The organism is Streptomyces sp. NPDC079141 (assembly GCF_040686775.1).
Classification (GTDB): domain Bacteria; phylum Actinomycetota; class Actinomycetes; order Streptomycetales; family Streptomycetaceae; genus Streptomyces.
The window spans coordinates 348,438-369,186 of the sequence record NZ_JBFBLP010000007.1; the positions used below are offsets into that span (position 1 = coordinate 348,438).

General features: G+C 71.3%; 14 protein-coding genes. 6 read left to right on the forward strand and 8 right to left on the reverse strand.

All coding sequences use genetic code 11. The features are described 5' to 3' along the window. Positions 1-17 precede the first annotated feature (17 nt). On the forward strand, positions 18-854 hold the full coding sequence (locus AB0Q90_RS21820) for an aldo/keto reductase (RefSeq protein WP_363159810.1): 837 nt from the start codon (positions 18-20) through the stop codon (positions 852-854). A 77-nt stretch (positions 855-931) separates the two neighbouring features. Here the strand turns inward: AB0Q90_RS21820 and AB0Q90_RS21825 are convergent, their stop codons facing one another. Next, complete coding sequence (locus AB0Q90_RS21825; RefSeq protein ID WP_363159809.1) at positions 932-1,633, reverse strand: SDR family oxidoreductase; 702 nt, start codon at positions 1,631-1,633, stop codon at positions 932-934. Positions 1,634-1,692: 59 nt separating this feature from the next. Beyond that, positions 1,693-5,019 (reverse strand): hypothetical protein, encoded by a 3,327-nt coding sequence (locus AB0Q90_RS21830; RefSeq protein ID WP_363159808.1) that lies wholly within the window; start codon positions 5,017-5,019, stop codon positions 1,693-1,695. Between the two features lie 91 nt (positions 5,020-5,110). On the opposite strand from AB0Q90_RS21830, the gene AB0Q90_RS21835 reads away from it, so the two are divergent. Next, the gene (locus tag AB0Q90_RS21835) at positions 5,111-6,598 is read left to right on the forward strand and encodes a glycosyltransferase family 39 protein (protein ID WP_363159807.1); all 1,488 of its coding nucleotides are present in this window, start codon (positions 5,111-5,113) and stop codon (positions 6,596-6,598) included. 10 nt (positions 6,599-6,608) lie between these two features. Here the strand turns inward: AB0Q90_RS21835 and AB0Q90_RS21840 are convergent, their stop codons facing one another. Together AB0Q90_RS21840 and AB0Q90_RS21845 are read right to left on the reverse strand one after the other, a co-directional pair. Further along, positions 6,609-7,508, reverse strand: a complete 900-nt coding sequence (locus AB0Q90_RS21840) for a class I SAM-dependent methyltransferase (RefSeq protein ID WP_363159806.1) — start codon at positions 7,506-7,508, stop codon at positions 6,609-6,611. Positions 7,509-7,642: 134 nt separating this feature from the next. Further along, positions 7,643-9,361, reverse strand: coding sequence for a glycoside hydrolase family 6 protein (locus tag AB0Q90_RS21845; protein ID WP_363159805.1), 1,719 nt, complete (start codon positions 9,359-9,361; stop codon positions 7,643-7,645). Positions 9,362-9,941: 580 nt separating this feature from the next. Between AB0Q90_RS21845 and AB0Q90_RS21850 the strand changes: the two genes are divergently transcribed. Both AB0Q90_RS21850 and AB0Q90_RS21855 read left to right on the forward strand, forming a co-directional pair. Further along, on the forward strand, positions 9,942-12,860 hold the full coding sequence (locus AB0Q90_RS21850) for a glycoside hydrolase family 48 protein (protein ID WP_363159804.1): 2,919 nt from the start codon (positions 9,942-9,944) through the stop codon (positions 12,858-12,860). Between the two features lie 250 nt (positions 12,861-13,110). Continuing rightward, positions 13,111-15,768, forward strand: coding sequence for a cellulose binding domain-containing protein (locus tag AB0Q90_RS21855; RefSeq protein ID WP_363159803.1), 2,658 nt, complete (start codon positions 13,111-13,113; stop codon positions 15,766-15,768). 72 nt (positions 15,769-15,840) lie between these two features. On the opposite strand, the gene AB0Q90_RS21860 is transcribed toward AB0Q90_RS21855, so the two are convergent. After that, positions 15,841-17,715, reverse strand: a complete 1,875-nt coding sequence (locus AB0Q90_RS21860; RefSeq protein WP_363159802.1) for a rhamnogalacturonan lyase — start codon at positions 17,713-17,715, stop codon at positions 15,841-15,843. 41 nt (positions 17,716-17,756) lie between these two features. Further along, positions 17,757-18,695: a YafY family protein gene (locus tag AB0Q90_RS21865; protein ID WP_363159801.1), complete on the reverse strand. Its 939-nt coding sequence runs from the start codon at positions 18,693-18,695 to the stop codon at positions 17,757-17,759. Between the two features lie 39 nt (positions 18,696-18,734). Here AB0Q90_RS21865 and AB0Q90_RS21870 point away from each other — a divergent pair, with 39 nt between their 5' ends. Next, complete coding sequence (locus AB0Q90_RS21870; protein ID WP_363159800.1) at positions 18,735-19,214, forward strand: hypothetical protein; 480 nt, start codon at positions 18,735-18,737, stop codon at positions 19,212-19,214. Beyond that, entirely contained in the window at positions 19,211-19,687 is a 477-nt protein-coding gene (locus tag AB0Q90_RS21875; RefSeq protein WP_363159799.1) for a hypothetical protein, read from the forward strand. The genes AB0Q90_RS21870 and AB0Q90_RS21875 overlap by 4 nt, the downstream gene beginning before the upstream one ends. On the opposite strand, the gene AB0Q90_RS21880 is transcribed toward AB0Q90_RS21875, so the two are convergent. Together AB0Q90_RS21880 and AB0Q90_RS21885 are read right to left on the reverse strand one after the other, a co-directional pair. Continuing rightward, complete coding sequence (locus AB0Q90_RS21880; RefSeq protein WP_363159798.1) at positions 19,656-20,399, reverse strand: class I SAM-dependent methyltransferase; 744 nt, start codon at positions 20,397-20,399, stop codon at positions 19,656-19,658. The two genes, AB0Q90_RS21875 and AB0Q90_RS21880, sit on opposite strands and share 32 nt — an antisense overlap. Before the next feature lie 4 nt (positions 20,400-20,403). Further along, on the reverse strand, positions 20,404-20,709 hold the full coding sequence (locus tag AB0Q90_RS21885; RefSeq protein WP_363159797.1) for a 4a-hydroxytetrahydrobiopterin dehydratase: 306 nt from the start codon (positions 20,707-20,709) through the stop codon (positions 20,404-20,406). Positions 20,710-20,749 lie beyond the last annotated feature (40 nt).

Below are 20,749 nucleotides of genomic sequence, written 5' to 3' on the forward strand. Positions count from 1 at the left end.
CGAAGGATCAAGAGCTCGTGAGCAGCAAGGTCCCCCCGATCATCCTCAACAACGGTGTCGAGATGCCCCAGCTGGGCTTCGGCGTCTGGCAGGTCCCGGACGACGAGGCGGCGCAGGCCGTCGGCACCGCCCTGGAGGCCGGGTACCGCAGCATCGACACAGCGGCGATCTACGGCAATGAAGAGGGCACCGGGCAGGCGATCGCCGCCTCCGGCATCCCCCGCAAGGACATCTTCGTCACCACCAAGCTCTGGAACAGCGACCAGGGGTACGACTCCACGCTGCGTGCCTTCGACACCTCGCTGGACAAGCTCGGCCTGGAGTACATCGACCTGTACCTGATCCACTGGCCCAACCCGGCCCGCGGCCGGTACGTCGACACGTACAAGGCGTTCGAGAAGCTCCACGCCGACGGCCGGATCAAGGCCATCGGCGTCTCCAACTTCCTCCCGGAGCACCTGCGGCGGCTGATCGAGGAGACCTCGGTCATTCCCGCGGTCAACCAGATCGAGCTGCACCCCCACCTCCAGCAGCACGCCTCCCGCGAGTACCACGCGGAGCAGGGCATCGCGACCGAGGCCTGGTCGCCGCTCGGCCAGGGCAAGGGCCTGCTGGAGGTTCCGGCGATCGTGGCCATCGCCCAGAAGCACGGGCGCACCCCGGCCCAGATCGTGCTGCGCTGGCACCTCCAGCTGGGCAACGTCGTGATCCCGAAGTCCGTGACCCCGTCCCGGATCAAGGAGAACATCGACGTCTTCGACTTCAGCCTGGACACCGAGGACCTGGCGGCGATCAGCGCGCTGAACGAGGACCGGCGGATCGGTCCGGACCCGGCGACGTTCGACATCGGCTGAGAGCTGAGACCTGGGGCTCAGAGCTCAGAGCACGGCGAGTTCGCGGGCGGCCCGGTCCAACGGGCCGCCCGCACCGCTCAGTTGGGCTGCCCGATCGGCCGTACGACGACCGTGTTGACGTCGACCCCGGCGGGCTGCCGGATCGCCCAGACGACCGAGTCGGCGAGCTGGTCGGCGGTCAGCAGATGGCCGGGCGGCAGGCTGCCGTAGCTGTCCCAGAACGGGGTCTCCACGCGGCCGGGCGCGATCAGCGTGACGCCGACGCCCCAGTCGGTGACCTGGCGGCGGGTGTTCTCGGCGAGGCCGGTCAGGGCCCACTTGGTGGCGCCGTAGATGTTGCCCGGGCCGTGCACGAACCCGGCGACACTGCCGACCAGCACGATCCGGCCCTTGGTCTCCTTCAGGGCGTCGATCGAGGCCCGCACGAGCAGGGCCGGTCCGAGGACGTTGGTCAGGATCATCTCCCGCCAGCCCTCGGGGTCCCCGTCGGCGACCGTGTCGTGGGTGGCGATGCCGGCGTTGGCGACGACCGTGTCGAGCCGCCCGAACTCCTTCAGCGTGGTCTCGACCGCGGCCCGGATCTGCTCGTACTCCGCGGCGTCACCGACGAGCGTCAACAGCCCCTCGGGGTTGCCGAGTTCCTCGGCGAAGCCGCGCAGCCGGTCCTCGCCGCGGCCGGTGACGGCGACGCGGTGCCCGGCGTCCAGCAGCTGCCGCGCCACGGCGGCGCCGATGCCGCTGCCGCCGCCGGTGATGAGTGCGACCGGAGAGTCGGTCATGGGTACCCCCTGTGTTTCGGTGAACGCGAGGGAGTCCATCAGTTGGAGTGCTCTCGAAGTCAAGAGCCGCCGCAGGTGGAACGGTACGCGGCCGAGGGAAAGTAGCGCCGCCACTCGGCCTCCGTCAGCCCTCCCCCGGCCCGCTCGCACACCGTGGCCGCGGCGTGCTCCGGGGTCAGGGGCAGGCGCCGGTCGGCGAGATGCGGGGTGCTGATGCTCAACTCACCCGCGCGCGAGGGGAAGCGCAGGGCGAGCGCCGGGCCGTCCCCCACCGGGAGCACGGCCGGCGGCAGGGTGGGCGTGGCGGTCTCCCATACCTGCACGGAGCCGTCGGGCGCGCTGCCCGCGAGGAGCGAACCGTCGGCGGAGAAGACCAGAGCCACGTCGTGCACGGTGGAGCCCACCGCTCTGAGGACGGCGATCCGGTGCCAGGTGCCCGTGTCCCACAGGGTCACGCGCCCCTGGATGTCGGCGACGGCGGCCAGCCGCCCGTCGCGGCTCAAGGCGCCCGCGCGCAGATAGTCCTCACCCTCGACGCCCTTGCTTCGTCTGCCCGTTGAGACGTCCAGGACGGTCCCCTCGGACGTCAGCGCGGTGCGGCCGGCGCGGGCTAGGACCTCGGTGCCCGCGACCGTGAGGCGCTGCGTCCGCCGCGCCGCCCGCTCGCGCCATGCGTCGTCCATGAGCCCGTGCAGCGAGAGGGTGCGCACGACGCCGGTCCGTCCGCCTTCCCGGTAGCGCAGCACGCCCCGGCCGGGGTCCAGCCTGATGTCGGTGATCGTCTGAGCGGTGACGGGATACGTCAGCAGGGGCTCGCGCGGACCGTCGTCCGCCGGGGCCGGGAGGTCCGTGCGCCACAGGGTGAAGGAGCCCGGGCCCCAGGCCAGGGCGTGCACACCGGAGAACTCCACGGCATGCGCCCCGCCGGTGATCGGCAACCGGGGGCGTTCACGGCCGGCCCGGAAGTCCCAGGTGACGATCCCTTCCGAAGTGGCGGCGGCCACCGCCCGCCCGTCGGGGGTGAAGGTCAACTCCCCTTCGCACAGCACCCGTTCGGTCGCCGCCGGGATGTCCCCGGTGACGGGCCGCCCCTCGACCGCGTCCAGCACCCGCAGCCGCTCGCCGTCCTGCGCGCACCAGGCGAGGTGGCGGCCGTCGCCGCTGAACACGGGCAGGGCTCCGTCGCCGTCGCCCCGGTCGTAGCGCAGCAGCCGGCGCTCCCCGCGCACGTCCCACACCTCCAGCGTGGCGCGCCCGTCGGCCGAGCGGTGGTCGAGGCGCCGCAGCAGGAGCGTGTTCCCGCCGGGGCCCAGGGCGATGTCGGTGTCGGTCCACGGGCCGGTCGCGAGCCGGTGGGTGCTGCCGTCGGTGAGACCGGCGACCACCAGGCCGTCGCGGCCGCCGGGCGTCCGGTAGGCCACCGTCCGGCCGTCCGCGCTGACGTCGACCGCGCTGTCCGGCACCCCCGCCAGCCGCACCGAGCGCAGGCGCCGATGGCCCGGCACGTCCCACTGAACGGCCTTGCCCCGCATCACCGTTGTCAGGATCCGTCCGTCCCGGCTCAGCCACACCGGGGTGTCCGACGCGCGGCCGTCCTCCTCGGGCTGGACGAAGGCGTCCTGCTCGCTCTGGGCGGCGGCCGTGCGCAGCGCCGCGCGGGTCTCGGGCAGGTCGGCGGTGCGCCACGCGGCGAGGGCCAGCCGCATCGCGGTCCGCGGCTCGGTGGCGCGCACGGAGTCCACCAGCGCGGCGGCCCGGCGTGCCTCGGCCTCGTCGCGCTGCCGGGAGCTGACCTCGCTCTGCCGCCAGGCCGCCACACCCGCGACCACCGCCAGGCACAGCAGCACGGCAAGGGCAGCGGTCAGCGCGCGCAGCCGACGGGCCGCCCGGGTCGTGGCGCGCCGTGCGTGCTCGTACGCCGTCACGCTCGCGGCCAGGAAGTCGCGCTCCAGGCGGCTCAGTTCGGCCCCGTCACCAAAGTTCTCGCGCGCCTCCGTCAGCCGTATCCCCCGGTACAGCGCGCCCGCGTCACGGCCCAACTCGGCCCAACTGTGGGCGGCTTCGGTGAGCCTGCGGTGCAGGCGCAGCCGCTCGCGGTTCTCCTCGACCCAGCCGCGCAGCCGGGGCCAGGCGCCTATGAGGGCTTCGTGGGCGAGTTCGACGGTGTCGCCGTCGACGGTCAACAGGCGGGCGCGGACGAGGCGTTCGAGGACCTCGGCGGTGGTGTCGTCGGCGTCCAGCTCGGCGCGGGCGACGGGCCGCCGGGTGTCCTCGGTGCCGTCGCCGGGCTGCACCAGCCGCAGCAGCAGCGCCCGGGCCGCGGCGGCCTCGGCGGGGGTGCAGCGGGCGTAGGCCGCCTCGGCGGTGTGCGCGACGGCGCCGTGGACGCCGCCCACGGCCTCGTAGGCGGCGAGGGTGAGGGTCTTGCCGGTGCGCCGGCGCCAGACCTCGCGCAGGGCGTGCGCCATCAGGGGCAGGCCGCCGGGTTCGCCGGACACGTCCGCGACGATGCGGGCGGTCAGGGCGCGTTCGACGACCACCCGGCGGGCGGCGGCGGGGCGGACCACGGCCTCGCGCAGCCCGCGCGGTGACATCGGGCCGACCAGCAGGGCCGCGTCCCGCAGCGCTTCGGCGAGCGGGCCGTGTTCGGCGCAGCGGCCGTAGAAGTCGGCGCGGACGGCGACGACCACCCGCAGCCGGGAGGCGGGGTCGGTGGCGGTGAGCAACCGGCCGAGGAATCGGTCGCGTTCGCGGGTGTCGGTGCAGAGGGTGAAGACCTCCTCGAACTGGTCGACGACGAGCAGTGTGTCGCCGGCTCCGTCGTGGGGGGTGAACAACTCCTCGTGGCTCCGGGCCGGTTGGGGGCCGGGGGTGAGCAGCCGGATCACGGCGGGCCGCTGGTCCTCCGCCCCGCGCAGGGCAGGGACCAGTCCCGCCCGCAGCAGCGAGGACTTGCCGCTGCCGGAGGCGCCGACGACCGCCGCGAAGCGGGTGCGGGCGGTGAGCCGGAGGAGTTCGCCGGTCAGGTCGTCCCGGCCGTGGAAGTGGTCCCCGTCAGCGGTGTCGAAGCGGGCGAGGCCCGGATAGGGGCCGCTGCCGTCGTCGGGTTCGGCCGGGGCGCGGGCGTCGGCGATCGCCTCCCGCCACCGCCGTTCCCACTCCTGCGGGTCGCCGCCGCACACGGTGACGTACGCCGTGAGCACCGCCAGGGACGGCAGCCGTTCGCCGCCCGCCGCCGCGGCCAGGGTGGGCGCCGAGTAGCCCGCGCGGGCCGCCATCGCGCGGTAGGTCGGACCGCCCGCCTCGTCGCGCAGCTTGCGCAGTTCGTACGCGAACCGCTGCACCGCACCGTCCTGCGGGTCGAGCGGTTTCTCGCGGCGCCCCATGCGTCCCCCAACCCCCGTTGAAGCCAACGGCGAATTGTTGCGTACCGCCGACCAGGGCTGCCCAACAATCCTGCGACGTCTGGACTCGTCGGTGCACACCACGCGGAGCTGCCTGTTTGCGGTTCCGCCTCCCGATCACGCACCGGAGCCCGCCATCACCACCACCCACGCACCCGTCGTCCTGCCCGCCCGCCGCCCCCTGCCGGCAAGACCCGCGAGCCCGTCCCGCGCGCCCCTGCTCCTGCCGCTCGCCCTGTCGCTCGCGCTCGGTCTGTGGGGCATCCGGCGCGGCGGCAGCCTGTGGCGGGACGAGGCAGTGACGTACGACATGGCGCGGCGCCCCCTGCCCGACCTGCTGGCGACCCTCGGCGAGGCCGACGCCGTGCACGGCCTGTACTACCTGCTGATGCACGGCCTGTTCCAGGTGCACGGCGATCCGCTGCTCGTGCTGCGGCTGCCCTCGGTGCTGGCCGCGGCCACGGCGACCGGTTTCGTCGTCCTGCTGGGCCGTCGACTCGCCGGACCGCGGGCCGGTCTGCTCGCCGGGATCGTGTTCGCGCTGCTGCCGCCGGTGCAGCGCTACGCGCAGGAGGGCCGCAGCTACGCGCTGGTCTGCGCGCTGGTCGCCTGGGCGTCGTACCTGCTGGTCGGCGCGGTGCGCACGGGCCGCCGCCGGGCCTGGGCCGGTTACGGCGCGGTGCTGCTGGCGGCGTGTCTCCTGCACGAGTTCGCCTTCCTGGCCGCGATCGCGCACACGGTGGCGGTACCCCGGTCGGCCCGCAGGGCCGCCGTGACGGTGACCTGCGCGGTCGGTGCCTGCCTGGCCCCGCTCGCCCTGCTGAGCCTGCGCCAGTCGGAACAGGTCTCGTGGATCGGCGGCGCGGACGCCGGGGCGTTGGCGGGCTTCGCCGGGGTGACACTGCTCGGCGCCGGCTGCGCCGTACTCGTCAAGGGGCCCCTACCGAGGCTCGCCCTGCCCCTGCTGACCCTGCCCGCCCTCCTGCTCCTCCTGCTCTCCCTCGCCAAGCCGCTGTACGTGGACCGTTATGTCCTCTACGGCCATGTGGGCACCGCGCTCCTCGTCGGCGCCGCCCTCGACCGCCTGGCCCGGGCGCGGGCCGTGCTCGTCCTGTGCGCCGCGGGAGCCGCGGTGGTCGCCCTGCTGCCGACGACCCTGCATCTGCGCACCCCGGAGAGCCGCACCGACGACGTCACCGCCATCGCGCGGGCCCTCGGGGAGGCCGACGCCGACGCGATCGTGTTCATGCCGGCGCGGCGCCGCGTATGGACGTTCACCGAGCCGGAATCTGTGCGTGGACTGCGCGATCTGGCCCTGGCGCGCGGTCCGGCCGCCTCGCGCACGTTGTACGGCACGGAGGTGCCCGCGTCCGTGATCCGTGCCCGCATGCTCGCGGCCGAGCGGGTCGTCTCCGTTCGCGATCCGGCCGGGCAACCGCCCGACGGGACCCCTGAGGAGAAGGTGAAGCGGCGCGTGCTCGCCCGCTACTTCGTGGAGTGCGAAACCCGCACCCTCCAGGGCGCGAGAATCACCGTCCACACCCGACCCGGCGCCTGCTGAGGCGCCCCACTCAGCCGGTGCGGACCGCGGTGTGCACCGTACGGGCGGCCAGCACGAACAGGTCCCCCCGATGATGCACGCTCGCCTTGTCATCCGGGTCGAGAAGCCGGTCGAGCGTGGCCCGGTCGGCGGCGTCGAGGCCGTCGCCGAACATCTCCCGGAACCGCCCGAACGTCGCCGCGGCAACGGCACGCGCCCGATCCGTCGCCGGCGCCGGCAGATCGAGCAGGAAGGTCCGCGTACCGCTGGGCTTCAGGCCGGCGCCGCTCAGCAGCGCCCGCCAGTCCTCGGCCACGGCCACGCTGTCGGCCAGGGAGGCACGCATCTCGGCGAACCAGTCCTCCTGCACGGCGTCGATGCGCGACTGGAGGCCGGGGCGCCCGAGGCCGATGTCGCGCGGCAGGAAGCGGGTGGGCAGGCCGCCCTCCACGAGGGCGAGCGTGCCGCCGACCGCCAGCCGCTCGGCGAAGGCCCGGACGGCCGCCTGCTGGTCGCCGAGGTGGTGCAGGCTGTTGCTGGCCCAGATCAGGTCGGCCGGGTAGTCCAGGTCGGCCATGACGTCCGGCAGCTCGCCGGTGAGCGTGCCGAAGCGGTCCGCGACGCCGAGCCGCTCGGCGCGGGCGCGGGCCAGCTCCAGCAGCGGCTCGGAGCCGTCGACGGCGACGACCCGGGCGCCGGGGAAGGCGTCCGCGAGCATGCAGGACACGACGCCGGGTCCGCTCCCCGCGTCGACGATCAGCCCCGGCTCGGTCTGCTTTCCGCCGAGCCAGGCCAGGGCGTGCTCGTGCAGGGGCGTGTACAGCTCCGCCTGGGTCTCAAGGTGCTCGGCCATCTCGGCCCAGTCGATGTCGGTGTGGTTGTGGTCGTGGTGGTGCCGGTGTCCGTGATCGTTTCCGTGGTCGTGCGCCATGGTGGTCAGCCTCTCGTCCGCGTGCAGCCACTGTGCGCCGACGCACCGCGGCGAGGCCACAACTGTTGCCGCAACCGCAAAAACCGGCCCTGCGCCGGGGCCCGGCCCTCCCGGGCCCCGGCGGGTTCGGCCGCTTACGACAGCGGCGGGTAGGCGTTCTGCATCAGTTGCTGGAACTGGGCGGAGAACCAGTCCCCGGAGAGCGGCGCGTCCGGCAGGGCGCCCGACAGGTTGAAGCCGTTACGGGGGGTGCCCGTGAACGTCGGGTCGCACATCCGGTCGAAGCCCTTGCCGTCGGGGTTCTCGATGAACTTGCTCGACCCGTCGGACTCACCCGGCGGCTTCATCCACACGTAGGCGTCGATCCCGGCCGCCGGGGCGGCCTGCGGGCGCTCGCCGAGGCCGGCTCCGGCCTGGTTGCACCAGTTGCCGGTGTTGAGGCGGCGGTCGTAGCGGCCGCCGTCGACGTAGGTGTCCACGCTGGTCGTCGCACCGGGGCCAGTGGGCCGTGCGGTGCCTCCCCAGCCATTGCGGGAGGTGTCGATCAGCATGCCGATGCCCGAGTTGAAGCCGACCGAGACCAGCTGGCTGCGGAAGGCCTGGGCGAACGACAGCTCGTCGACGTAGCGGTTCCAGTCGACCCACTTGGACTCGCGGACGGACTTGCCCGCGACGTTGTCGTTGATGGTGAAGTTGTTCTCCTTCAGGGCGCTGTAGTTGGCCGTGTTGGTGATAAAGCCGTGGACGTCGTTGACGGTTGCGCCCTCGGCGGTCGCGGCCTCCTTGAAGAGCTGGGCGGACGGCGCGAAGTTGTCGTCCCAGCCGATCCAGCCGTGGTGTCCGGCGTCGACGTAGTTGTAGACGTTGGGCACGTCACCGAGCTCGCTGAGCGCATAGCCGACGCCCTTGACGTAGTTGCCGTTGGCCTTCATCACGTCGCACTCGGGGGTCGCCGTCGGGCGGCTGCCGGTGTTGGTGACGAGGTTGGGCAGCGAGTCGATCTCGACGGTGGTCACGATGCGCAGCGAGGCGTACTTCGGGTCGGCGAGGATTGCGGCGATCGGGTCGATGTACTCGGTCTTGTACCGGCCGATCTCCGTCGGACCGAGCTCTCCGTTGGAGGCGAGGGCCGAGCAGTCGCGTCCGGGCAGGTTGTAGATGACGAGCTGGACGACGAGTTCGCCGCTGCCCTTCTGGGTCAGGGCCGCGTCGAGGTGGTCGCGCAGGCCCATGCGGCCGTTGGCGCCGTTGATGGCGGCGATCCGGTCGAGCCAGACGCCGGTCGGCTGGTCGGAGATCCGGCTGCCGCCGGGTTCGGCGTTGGCGTTGGCCCGCCACTCGGGATTCACGTACACCTTGGCGCCGGAGTACGGGTTGTCGACCCGCGTGCCCGTGCCGGGGTCCGGGTCGGGGTCCGTACCGCCACCACCGTCGTCGACGTTGCAGGTGACGCCGTCGAGGGTGAAGGTGGCCGGGATCGCGTTGGTGCCGCTGTAGGAGCCGTTGAAGCCGAAGCTGACCGAACCGCCGGTACCCAGCGTGCCGTTGTAGGACTCGTTGGCCGCGGTGACCGCGGTCCCGCTCTGGGTGATCTTCGCGTTCCAGCCGCTGGTCACCTGCTGGTTCCCGGCGTAGGACCACTTGACCGCCCAACTGCTCTTGGCGGCCCCGTTGTTGGTGACAGTGACGGCGGCGGTGAAGCCGGTGTCCCATTGGTTCTGCACCTTGTAGTCGACGGTGCAGGGGATCGCGGCCACCCCGATCCCGTCGTCGGGCACGGCGGCGAACGCCGTCCCGGAGGCCCCGGCGACCAGCGCCAGGGCGGCAAGCATCGCTGTTCTGGTGCGACTCATGTGTGCGGGTTCCTTCTCCATCGGGGGTGTTGTGCGTTCAGGGCGCGCAGCCGACGGGCACGTCGGCGCAGCCGGCCGAGGTGCCGGCGTGCCGGCCCCAGGACGGGAGACCTTCGGTACGGGTGGGTCGTCGCCGGGGTCGGGTGGACCGGTCGGCGTCGGCGTCGGCTCGACGCCGGTGTTGCAGCCCTGGTCGACCTGTCGGCCGGACGCGAAGTGGAAGGCGAGGCGTGGCTCTCGACGCCGTCACGACCGGAACGGTCATGCCCGTGACAAGGGCGACCGTTCCGGCGAAGGCTAAAAGTACTGAACGCGGGGGGTGTCGCATGAGCGACTCCTTGCAGTTCAGGCGCGTCGTGACGGACGCGTCGACTGATGGAATCGCTCCCACTGGTGTCAACGAAGTTAGCGCCAAGTGACGGTAAAGGACAGGGGAGTCACTGACTTTTACTCAACCGCGCGCATCGAATCTTTTCGACTCTTCAAGCACCTTGACCCCTTGGACCCCCGTCCCCACTATGGGAGCGCTCCCACTGGTTCAAGCCTTGACTTCTCCGAGCCGCAAGGAGGAACCAGCACCATGCATCCCCCACCCCGGAGACAGAGAGCGGTACGGCGCGCCTGGACGGCCGTCGTCGCTGCCCTGGCGCTTCCGTTCACCATGCTGGCAACGGGCACAACTCCCGCACAGGCTGCGCCACTTCAGTGCAGCGTCGACTACAAGACGAACGACTGGGGTTCCGGCTTCACCACGGACGTGACGATCACCAACCGCGGCACGGACGTGATCGACGGCTGGACCCTGACGTACGCCTACTCGGGCAACCAGAAGCTGTCCAACGGCTGGAACGGGACCTGGTCCCAGTCCGGCCAGAACATCACGGTGCAGAACGCCTCGTACAACGGGCGGATCGCGGCCGGCGCCGCGGTGAGCACCGGGGCGCAGTTCAGCTACAGCGGCAGCAACGCCGCCCCGACGTCCTTCGCCATCAACGGCACCACCTGCGCGGGCGCACACCAGCCCCCGATCACGGTGCTGACCAGCCCGGCCGCGGGCGCCGTCTACTCGCAAGGAGACGCGGTGCCGCTCGCGGCCACCGCCGCGGCCGCCGACAACGCCACCATCAGCAAGATCGAGTTCTACGACGACACCACGCTGCTGGGTACGGACACGAGCGCTCCCTACACGCTCTCCGTCTCCAACCTGTCCGTGGGAAGTCACTCCTTGCTGGCCAAGGCGTACGACAGCCTGGGCGCGTCCGCGGAGTCCACCCCGGTCGGCATCACGGTCGCCTCGGGTCCCGCCGTGGTGGCGTCGACCAGCCAACTCGCCGTGCAGCAGGGCGAGTCGGGAACCTACGACATCAAGCTGTCGACCCAGCCCTCGGCCAACGTGACCGTCACCACCGCCCGTGCGAGCGGCAATGCGGGGCTGTCGGTGACCGGCGGGGCGACGCTCACCTTCACCCCGTCGAACTGGAACACCGCGCAGAAGGTGACCGTCTCGGCCGACTCCTCCGGCACCGGCGCTGCGACCTTCGAGTCGACCGCGAACGGCCATGCCAAGGCGTCGGTGACCGTGACCCAGATCGAGGCGTCGGGCGAGTACGACGCGCGCTTCCTGGAGCTCTACGGGAAGATCACCAACCCGGCGAACGGCTACTTCTCCCCCGAGGGCATTCCCTACCACTCGGTCGAGACGCTGATCGTCGAGGCACCGGACCACGGCCACGAGACCACGTCGGAGGCCTACAGCTACCTTCTCTGGCTGCAGGCGATGTACGGCAAGATCACGGGTGACTGGACCCGGTTCAACGGCGCCTGGGAGATCATGGAGAAGTACATGATCCCGACCCACGCCGACCAGCCGACCAACTCCTTCTACAACGCCTCCAAGCCGGCCACCTACGCGCCCGAGCTGGACACTCCGAACGAGTACCCGGCCAGGCTGGACTCCGGGGTCTCGGTCGGCTCGGACCCGATCGCGGCCGAGCTGAAGAGCGCGTACGGCACCGACGACGTGTACGGCATGCACTGGCTCCAGGACGTCGACAACGTCTACGGCTACGGCAACTCGCCCGGCAAGTGCGAGGCGGGCCCGTCGGACACCGGTCCGTCGTACATCAACACCTTCCAGCGCGGCGCGCAGGAGTCGGTGTGGGAGACGGTGCCGCAGCCGACCTGTGACCAGTTCAAGTACGGCGGCACGAACGGGTACCTGGACCTGTTCACCGGTGACGCCTCCTACGCCAAGCAGTGGAAGTTCACCAACGCCCCGGACGCCGACGCGCGTGCGGTGCAGGCCGCGTACTGGGCCGACAAGTGGGCCGACGCGCAGGGCAAGGGCGGCGAGATCTCCGCGACCATCGCCAAGGCCGCGAAGATGGGCGACTACCTGCGCTACGCCATGTACGACAAGTACTTCAAGAAGGTCGGCAACTGTGTCGGACCGTCGACCTGCCCGGCCGGCACCGGCAAGGACTCCTCGTTCTACCTGCTCTCCTGGTACTACGCCTGGGGCGGCGCCACCGACACCTCGGCGGGCTGGGCCTGGCGCATCGGCTCCAGCCACGCGCACGGCGGCTACCAGAACCCGATGGCCGCCTACGCGCTCGCCAACTACGCCGACCTGAAGCCGAAGTCGGCGACGGGGCAGGCGGACTGGGCCAAGTCCCTTGAGCGGCAGATCGAGTTCTACCGCTGGCTCCAGTCCAGCGAGGGCGCGATCGCGGGCGGCGCGACCAACAGCTGGGCGGGCCGCTACGCGACCCCGCCGGCCGGCAAGTCCACCTTCTACGGCATGTACTACGACCAGCAGCCCGTCTACCACGACCCGCCGTCCAACCAGTGGTTCGGCTTCCAGGCGTGGTCGATGGAGCGGGTGGCCGAGTACTACCAGCAGACGGGCAACGCGTCCGCGAAGGCCGTCCTCGACAAGTGGGTCGACTGGGCGCTGGAGCACACGACGGTCAATCCGGACGGCACGTACCTGATTCCGTCGACGCTGCAGTGGTCGGGCCAGCCCGACACCTGGAACGCGTCAAGTCCGGGCGCCAACAGTGGACTTCACGTCACCGTCGCCGACTACACCAACGACGTCGGGGTGGCCGCCGCGTACGCCAAGACCCTGACGTACTACGCGGACCGGTCCGGCGACACGGAGGCCGCGACGACGGCGAAGGCGCTCCTCGACGGCATGTGGGACAACCACCAGGACGCCCTGGGCATCGCCGTCCCGGAGAACCGCACCGACTACAACCGCTTCGACGACAGCGTCTACATCCCCTCCGGCTGGACCGGGACGATGCCGAACGGCGACGCGATCAACTCGTCGTCGACCTTCGACTCGATCCGCTCCTTCTACGAGGACGACCCCGCGTGGTCGAAGATCGAGGCGTATCTGGCGGGCGGAGCGGTGCCGTCGTTCACGTATCACCGGTTCTGGGCGCAGGCGGACATCGCCCTCGCCATGGGTTCGTACGCGGAGCTTCTCGAATAGCCCCCGCGAAGCGCTCCGCGGGTTGGGCCGCTTTTGGCTGCGGGTCCGCTGTGGCTGGTTGCGCAGTTCCCCGCGCCCCTGAAGGGGCACGGCTCAACCCCGGAAGCGCTTAAAGGTTCCGCGTACGTGGTCTCGTCACCTGACGGCGAGGCCGGACAGCCGGGCGGTCCCCACCCGCACAGGGGACCGTCCGGCACATCTCGCTGTAGCGAGAAAGCGCTTGCCACCCCCACCTCCGAAAGGAGTTCCCGTGCGAAGAACCCGCATCCTCACGGCCGTGCTGGCGCTGGCGGCCGGTCTGCTCGCGGGCACCCCGCCCGCACTGGCCGCCGAGCCCGACGAGACTCCGGTGTCGATCACCGCGGACACCTACACCTGGAAGAACGCCCGTGTCGACGGCGGCGGTTTCGTCCCCGGCATCGTGTTCAACCGCTCCGAGAAGAACCTCGCCTACGCCCGTACCGACATCGGCGGCGCCTACCGGTGGGTGGAGTCGTCGAAGACATGGACGCCGCTGCTGGACTCGGTCGGCTGGGACGACTGGGGGCACACCGGTGTGGTGAGCCTGGCCTCCGACTCCGTCGACCCGGACAAGGTGTACGCGGCCGTCGGCACGTACACCAACAGCTGGGATCCGAGGAACGGCGCGGTCATGCGCTCCTCCGACCGGGGTGCCAGCTGGCAGAAGGCCGAGCTGCCGTTCAAGCTGGGCGGCAACATGCCCGGCCGGGGCATGGGCGAGCGGCTCGCGATCGACCCCCACAAGAACAGCGTGCTGTACCTGGGCGCGCCGAGCGGCAAGGGCCTGTGGCGGTCGACGGACTCCGGGGCCAGCTGGTCGCAGGTGACGAACTTCCCCAACGTCGGCAACTACCAGCAGGACCCGAGTGACACGAGCGGGTACGCCTCCGACAACCAGGGCATCGTCTGGGTCACTTTCGACGAGTCCACGGGCAGCTCGGGCAACGCCACGCAGACGATCTACGTCGGGGTCGCCGACAAGGACAACGCGGTGTACCGCTCGACGGACGCGGGCGCGACCTGGACCCGGCTGGCCGGGCAGCCGACCGGCTATCTGGCACACAAGGGCGTCCTGGACGCGGAGAACGGCCATCTGTATCTGTCGTACAGCGACAAGGGCGGGCCGTACGACGGCGGCAAGGGCCAACTGTGGCGGTACGCGACCGCGACGGGAAGCTGGACGAACATCAGCCCGGTCGCGGAAGCCGACACCTACTACGGCTTCAGCGGACTGACCGTCGACCGGCAGGACCCGGGCACGGTGATGGCGACGGCGTACAGCTCCTGGTGGCCGGACACGCAGATCTTCCGCTCCACGGACTCCGGCGCCACCTGGACGAAGGCCTGGGACTACACCTCGTACCCCAACCGCTCCAACCGCTACACCATGGACGTCTCCTCCTCCCCCTGGCTGACCTGGGGCGCGAATCCGAGCCCGCCGGAGCAGACGCCCAAACTCGGCTGGATGACCGAGGCGTTGGAGATCGACCCGTTCAACTCCGGCCGCATGATGTACGGCACGGGCGCGACGATCTACGGCACCGAGAACCTGACGAACTGGGACAGCGGTTCGCAGTTCACCATCAAGCCGATGGTGCAGGGCCTGGAGGAGACGGCCGTCAACGACCTGGCCTCGCCCCCGTCGGGCGCCCCGCTGCTCAGCGCCCTCGGTGACGTCGGCGGGTTCCGGCACACGGATCTGACCAAGGTGCCGGCGATGATGTACACCCAGCCGAACTTCACCTCGACGACCAGCCTGGACTTCGCCGAGTCCAACCCCAACACGGTCGTGCGGGTGGGCAACCTGGACTCGGGGCCGCACGTCGCGTTCTCCACGGACAACGGCGCCAACTGGTTCGCGGGGCAGGACCCTTCGGGCGTCAGCGGCGGCGGCACGGTGGCCGCGGCGGCGGACGGCAGCCGGTTCGTGTGGAGCCCGCAGGGCGCGGGCGTGCACTACGCGACCGGCTTCGGCACCTCCTGGTCGGCGTCCTCCGGCATCCCGGCGGGCGCGATCGTCGAGTCCGACCGGGTCGACCCGCAGGTCTTCTACGGCTTCAAGTCCGGGAAGTTCTACGTGAGCACGAACGGCGGCGCGAGCTTCACGGAGTCCTCGGCCGGCGGCCTGCCGAGCGGTGACAGCGTCCGCTTCAAGGCGCTGCCCGGCAAGAAGGGCGACGTCTGGCTGGCGGGCGGGGCGAGCGACGGCGCGTACGGGCTGTGGCACTCCACCAACGGCGGTACCAGCTTCACCAAGCTCTCGGGCGTCGAGCAGGCCGACACCATCGGCTTCGGCAAGGCGGCGCCGGGAGCCTCGTACCAGACGCTGTACACCAGCGCGAAGATCGGCGGGGTGCGCGGCATCTTCCGCTCCACGGACGAGGGCGCCACCTGGACCCGGATCAACGACGACGCCCACCAGTGGGGTTGGACGGGTGCGGCGATCACCGGTGACCCGCGGGTCTACGGCCGGGTGTACATCGCGACCAACGGGCGCGGGATCATCTACGGCGACAGTTCCGACTCGGGCGGCGGCACCGACCCTGATCCCGACCCCACCCCGACCGGCGCCTGCGCGGTGACCTACAAGATCACCAACCAGTGGTCGGGCGGCTTCCAGGCGGACGTACAGCTGTCCAACACCGGCACGAGCGCCTGGTCGGGCTGGGCACTGACCTGGTCCTTCCCCAACGGCCAGACGATCTCGCAGATGTGGAACGCCGATCCCACCCAGTCGGGTTCGTCGGTCACGGCGAAGAACGTGGGCTGGAACGCGAACGTGGCGGCCGGATCGTCGGTGGGCTTCGGCTTCACGGGCAACTGGTCGGGCACGAACGCCGAGCCGACCGCGTTCAAGGTCGGCGACCAGTCCTGCACGGTGAGTTGAGCAAGCGGGGCGCGTGCCGGTTCCCGGCACGCGCCTCTGCGCTGCCCTACAGCGTCTTCAGCCTTCAGTGGCTCACGGTGTGTAGACCGTCGGCCGGGGCGCCGTCGCCATGCCGTTGCCGAGGAAGAAGCTCGGGTGCGGTGGCTGGTTGTACGCCGTGTTCTGCCAGGCGAGGCCCGTGCGGTACATCGTGTCGTGCAGCAGGGTGGTGATCCTGGTCCCGGTCTCGTGCGGGGTGGAGTAGATCCGCAGGGCTGTGTTGTCGCCGGTCGGCCAGATGACCTCCTCGCGCCAGTCGCCGAGGATGTCGCCGGACAGCGACGGCGTCGCCTTGGTGCTGTTGTTGGAGTGGACGCCGGAGGCGGTCAGCAGCCGGGTGTCGGACGAGGTGCCGTACTTGTCGATGCGGGTGCCGTCGAGGAGTTCGCGCACGGTGTCGCCGTCCCACCAGGACAGGAAGTTGACGGAGGACGGCTCGCGCCCCTTGGTGGCACCGGCCTCGTCCCGGACGGACGTGTCGGAGGCCGACCAGACCTCCGCGCCGTCGTTCCCGGCGTAGATGTCACCGGCCACGCCCCGGCCGTTGTCACAGCATGCCGCGAGCTGCCAACGGATCGCGCCGTTGGCCGGGTTGAGGTACAGCTCGGCCGGCTGGGTGGTGGACTCGGAGACCTTGAAGTACTCCAGGCCCGCGGTCGACGGGTCGAGGTCGCCGAGGTGCTGGGCGTCGCCGTGGCCGGTCTTCGCGGTCCACAGGCCGGAGCCGTTGTCGTCGACGGCCATCGAGCCGTAGACGATCTCGTCCCGGCCGTCGTTGTCGACGTCCCCGACGGACAGGCTGTGCGAGCCCTGACCGTCGTACCCCTTGCCGGAGTTGGTGGAGGAGTTGGTGTCGAAGGTCCAGCGGCGGGTGAAGGTGCCGCCCCGCCAGTCCCAGGCGGCGATGACCGTACGGGTGTAGTAGCCGCGCGCCATGATCAGCGAGGGGCGTGAGCCGTCCAGGTAGGCGGTCCCGGCCAGGAATCGGTCGACGCGGTTGCCGTAGGAGTCGCCCCAGGAGGAGACGGTGCCGCGGGCCGGGACGTAGTCGACGGACTGCATCGCCCTGCCGGTCTGGCCGTTGAACATGGTCAGGTACTCGGGCCCGGACAGGACGTACCCGCTGGAGTTGCGGTAGTCGGCGGAGGAGCTGCCGATCACCGTGCCCGCGCCGTCGACCGTGCCGTCGGCGGTCTTCATGGCGACCTCGGCCTTGCCGTCGCCGTCGTAGTCGTACACCTGGAACTGCGTGTAGTGCGCGCCGGAGCGGATGTTGCGGCCCAGGTCGATGCGCCACAGGCGGGTGCCGTCGAGCTTGATGCCGTCGACGATCGTGTTGCCGGTGTACCCGGACTGGGAGTTGTCCTTGGCGTTGGTGGGCTGCCACTTCAGGACCAGGTCGAGGGCGCCGTCGCCGTCCAGGTCGCCGACGGAGGCGTCGTTGGCCTCGTAGGTGTAGGCGACGCCGTCGGGGGTGGTGCCGCCGGCCGGCGGGGAGATCGGCACGTCCTTGTATCCGCTGCGGAACTGGATCGCGTGGACGGAGTCGCCCTGCTCCACGCCGTTCACGATCGCGCGGACCGTGTAGTCGGCGTGCGAAGGGGCGCCGGAGTGGAAGTAGTTGGTGGTGCCGGTGATCGGGGTCGTGTTGACCTTCGTACCGGCCCGGTAGAGGTTGAAGGAGACGTTGTCGGGGTCGGTGCCGAGCCAGCGCCAGCTGACCAGGTTGCCGCTGCCGTTGTAGACGCTGACCACACCCCGGTCGAGGGCCTCGACCTGGCGTGCGGTGGCGGCCTCGGCCGTTCCGGTGCCGGTGAGCGTGGTGAGGCCGGCGGCCACGAGCGCCGCGGTGGCGCCGAGGGCGGACAGGACGACCCTGCGTCTGCGGTGCTTGTGCGGGTGCTGCACGAGACGTACCTCCTGGGAGGACGGACGGGTTCCGTTCCCCTTCAGTCGTCGCCGCCCGCCGTGAAGTTGCCGTATTTCCCGGCCAGTTCGGCGACGGTACGGGCGATCTTCGCGCGCAGCTCGGCGGGCTGGAGCACCTCGACGTCCGTGCCCAGGCGCAGGAACTCGCCGTGCGCCTGCTCGACGGACTCGATGGGGACGGCGACCAGGGTCCAGCCGTCCTCTTCCGTACCCAGGTTCCGCGCCCTGGGGAGCGTCCGGCCCGGCGCCAGCCGTACGACGGCCTCGGCGCGGTACAGCCGCTGATGGAAGTCGCGCTGGTACGCCGCCCAGTAGGCGGCCAGGTCGAAGTCGTCGGGACGGGCGAACTCCTCTCCCGGCGCGGCGAGTTCGAGGATCTGATCGACGCGGAAGGTGCGTGGCCCCGGCCCGGCGACGACGTACCAGCGACCCGCCTTGAGGACGAGTCCGTACGGCTCCAGGCGACGCTCCACGTCGGTGGGCTCACGCCAGCGGCGGTACGTCACGTGCAGGACGCGGCTGTTCCAGACGGCGTCGGCGACCGCGGGGAGGTACGGGGTCTCTTCGGCGTCCGTGTACCAGCCGGGGGCATCGAGGTGGAAGCGGGCGCTGATCCGGTCGGCCTGCACGGGGAGGGCCGCGCGCACCTTCAGCTCGGCGGCGGCGAGCAGCGAGCCGAGACCCAGTTCGGCGGCGGGTCCCGGGACCCCGGCGAGGAAGAGGGCCTCGGCCTCGCCGGCGGTCAGGCCGGTCAGGCGGGTGCGGTAGCCGTCGAGGAGGCGGTAGCCGCCGGCATGACCGGCGTCGCCGTACAGCGGCACACCGGCGGCGCTCAGCGCCTCGACGTCCCGGTAGACCGTACGGACGGAGACCTCCAGCTCCTCGGCGAGCTGGGCGGCGGTCATCCGGCCGCGGGTCTGGAGCAGCAGGAGGATCGAGACGAGTCGGCTGGACTTCACTGACACAGGATGTCAGTGAAGCGGTCCTAACGTCGCGGTATGCCTTTCACGGAGAAACTTCTGACCGTTCCCCCGCCGATCGAGGTGGCGGGCCGCCGCATCAAGCGCTACCACGTCACCGCCGACCCGGACGGCATCGCCCCGGACGTGGTGAAGGCGGCGTACGAGATGCTGCCCGACCTGCTGCCCGAGCCGGACGGCACCCCGCCGGCGACCTTCGTCGTACTGCACCGGGGCGGCGACGACGGCGCCTACCTCAACGCCTACAGCTGGGTGTGGGACAACGTCCTGCACTTCCGGGGCGCGGCGGCGGGCCAGCCGGCCCTGGACTGCCCGGACAACGACCCGACGAACTTCATCACCATCGACCGCCCATGGATCGGCTGTGTCTGGGAACTGCCCCCGGTCCTGCACGAACGGAACGCCTGGGTACGGCACATACTCGCACCCGAAGTCCCCGACCTCATGGCCTACTTGACCGATTCCCTGCCCGAAGGAACCACGGGAGACCGGTCATGAGCGGCGCGCGCGACTTCGACTTCCTGCACGGCGACTGGGAGGTCCGCCACCGCCGCCGTGCCGACTTCCTCGACCCGGACAGCGACTGGGAGGAGTTCCCGAGCACAACGCGCTGCTGGAGCCTGTTCGACGGCGCCGCGAACGTCGACGAGATCGACATGCCGCACCTGGGCTCGAAGGGCCTGACCCTGCGCCTCTTCGACCGGGAGACCGAACAGTGGTCCCTGAACTGGTCCTCCAGCCGCAGCGGCAAGCTGTTCCCGCCGGTGCTCGGCCGCTTCGACGGCGACCGCGGCGAGTTCTACGGCGACGACCGCCACGACGGCAAGGACGTGCGGGTGCGGTTCGTGTGGTCGGGTGTCACCGCGGCCACGGCCCGCTGGGAACAGGCGTTCTCCCTCGACGACGGGCAGACCTGGCTGACCAACTGGATCATGGAGTTCACCCGGACTTCCGGAACACACGCAGGCTGAAGACCGGGTCGGGGCGCCGGCGGTCCGGGTCCGGGAGGGTCTCCAGTTCGGCGGCGAAGCGCTCGGTGAGCGGGGCGCCCGGCGGGAGCTGGGTGAACCAGCCGCGGCGCAGGTCGGCGGCGGTGCCGCGGGGGGTGCGGCCCTGGCCCACGCCGGTGAAGAGGGCGCAGTCGGCGAGGGCCAGGCCCTCCGCCGTGGCCCGGGCCTCCACGCGGGCCGCCGCGTCGGGGGCGGCCCGGCGCGGGCGCGGTTCGAGCACGGCGTCGATGTCGCTGCCGACGTCGTGGGCGGCGGCCTTGTCGACGGTGGTCACGTACACCCCGCCGGGCCGCAGGACACGGGCGCACTCGGCGACGACCGCGCCCATGTCGTCGCCCCGGTCCAGCAGGTGCAGCAGCCACACGCTGGTGACCGCGTCGAACGTCCCGTCCGGGAACGGCAGCCGCCGGCTGTCCGCCAGCACGATCGCCCCGGGCATCCGCGCCGCGGCCATCCGGACCATCCCGTACGTCAGGTCGGCGCCCGTCACCCGCAGGGCGGGCCGGGCCGCCGCGAGCCGCCGGGTCACGATGCCGGTGCCGCAGCCGACGTCGAGGAGGGTGCGGGCGGATTCCGGGATCAGGCCGAGTACCGCTTCGGCGGCCGCGGCGGCCCGGGGTTCGCCGCCGCGGCTGGCATCGTAGTCGTCGGCTTCCTTGTCGTAGTCGAGCACGCCGTCACTGTGCCCCGTGGCCGGGGGCGAGCGCCTCCACTTTTTGCGCGAGCTGGAAGTCCTTCTCGGTCACCGCGCCGCCCACGCTGTGGGTGTTCACGGACAGTGACACGCTGTTGTAACCGAGGGTGAGGTCGGAGTGGTGGTCGAGCGTCTCCTGGACCTGGGCGATGTGCACGACCAGCGCGGTGGCCGCGAAGTGCGTGGCGAGCCGGTACCGCCGGGTGATCCGGTCGCCGTCGAGCGACCAGCCCGGCAGTTCCGCCAGCCGGTCCTCGATCTCCTTCTGCGACAGCGGTTCGAGGGGCATGGCCTCGCTCCTTCCAGGGCTGCGGGTTCCCTCTCAGCGT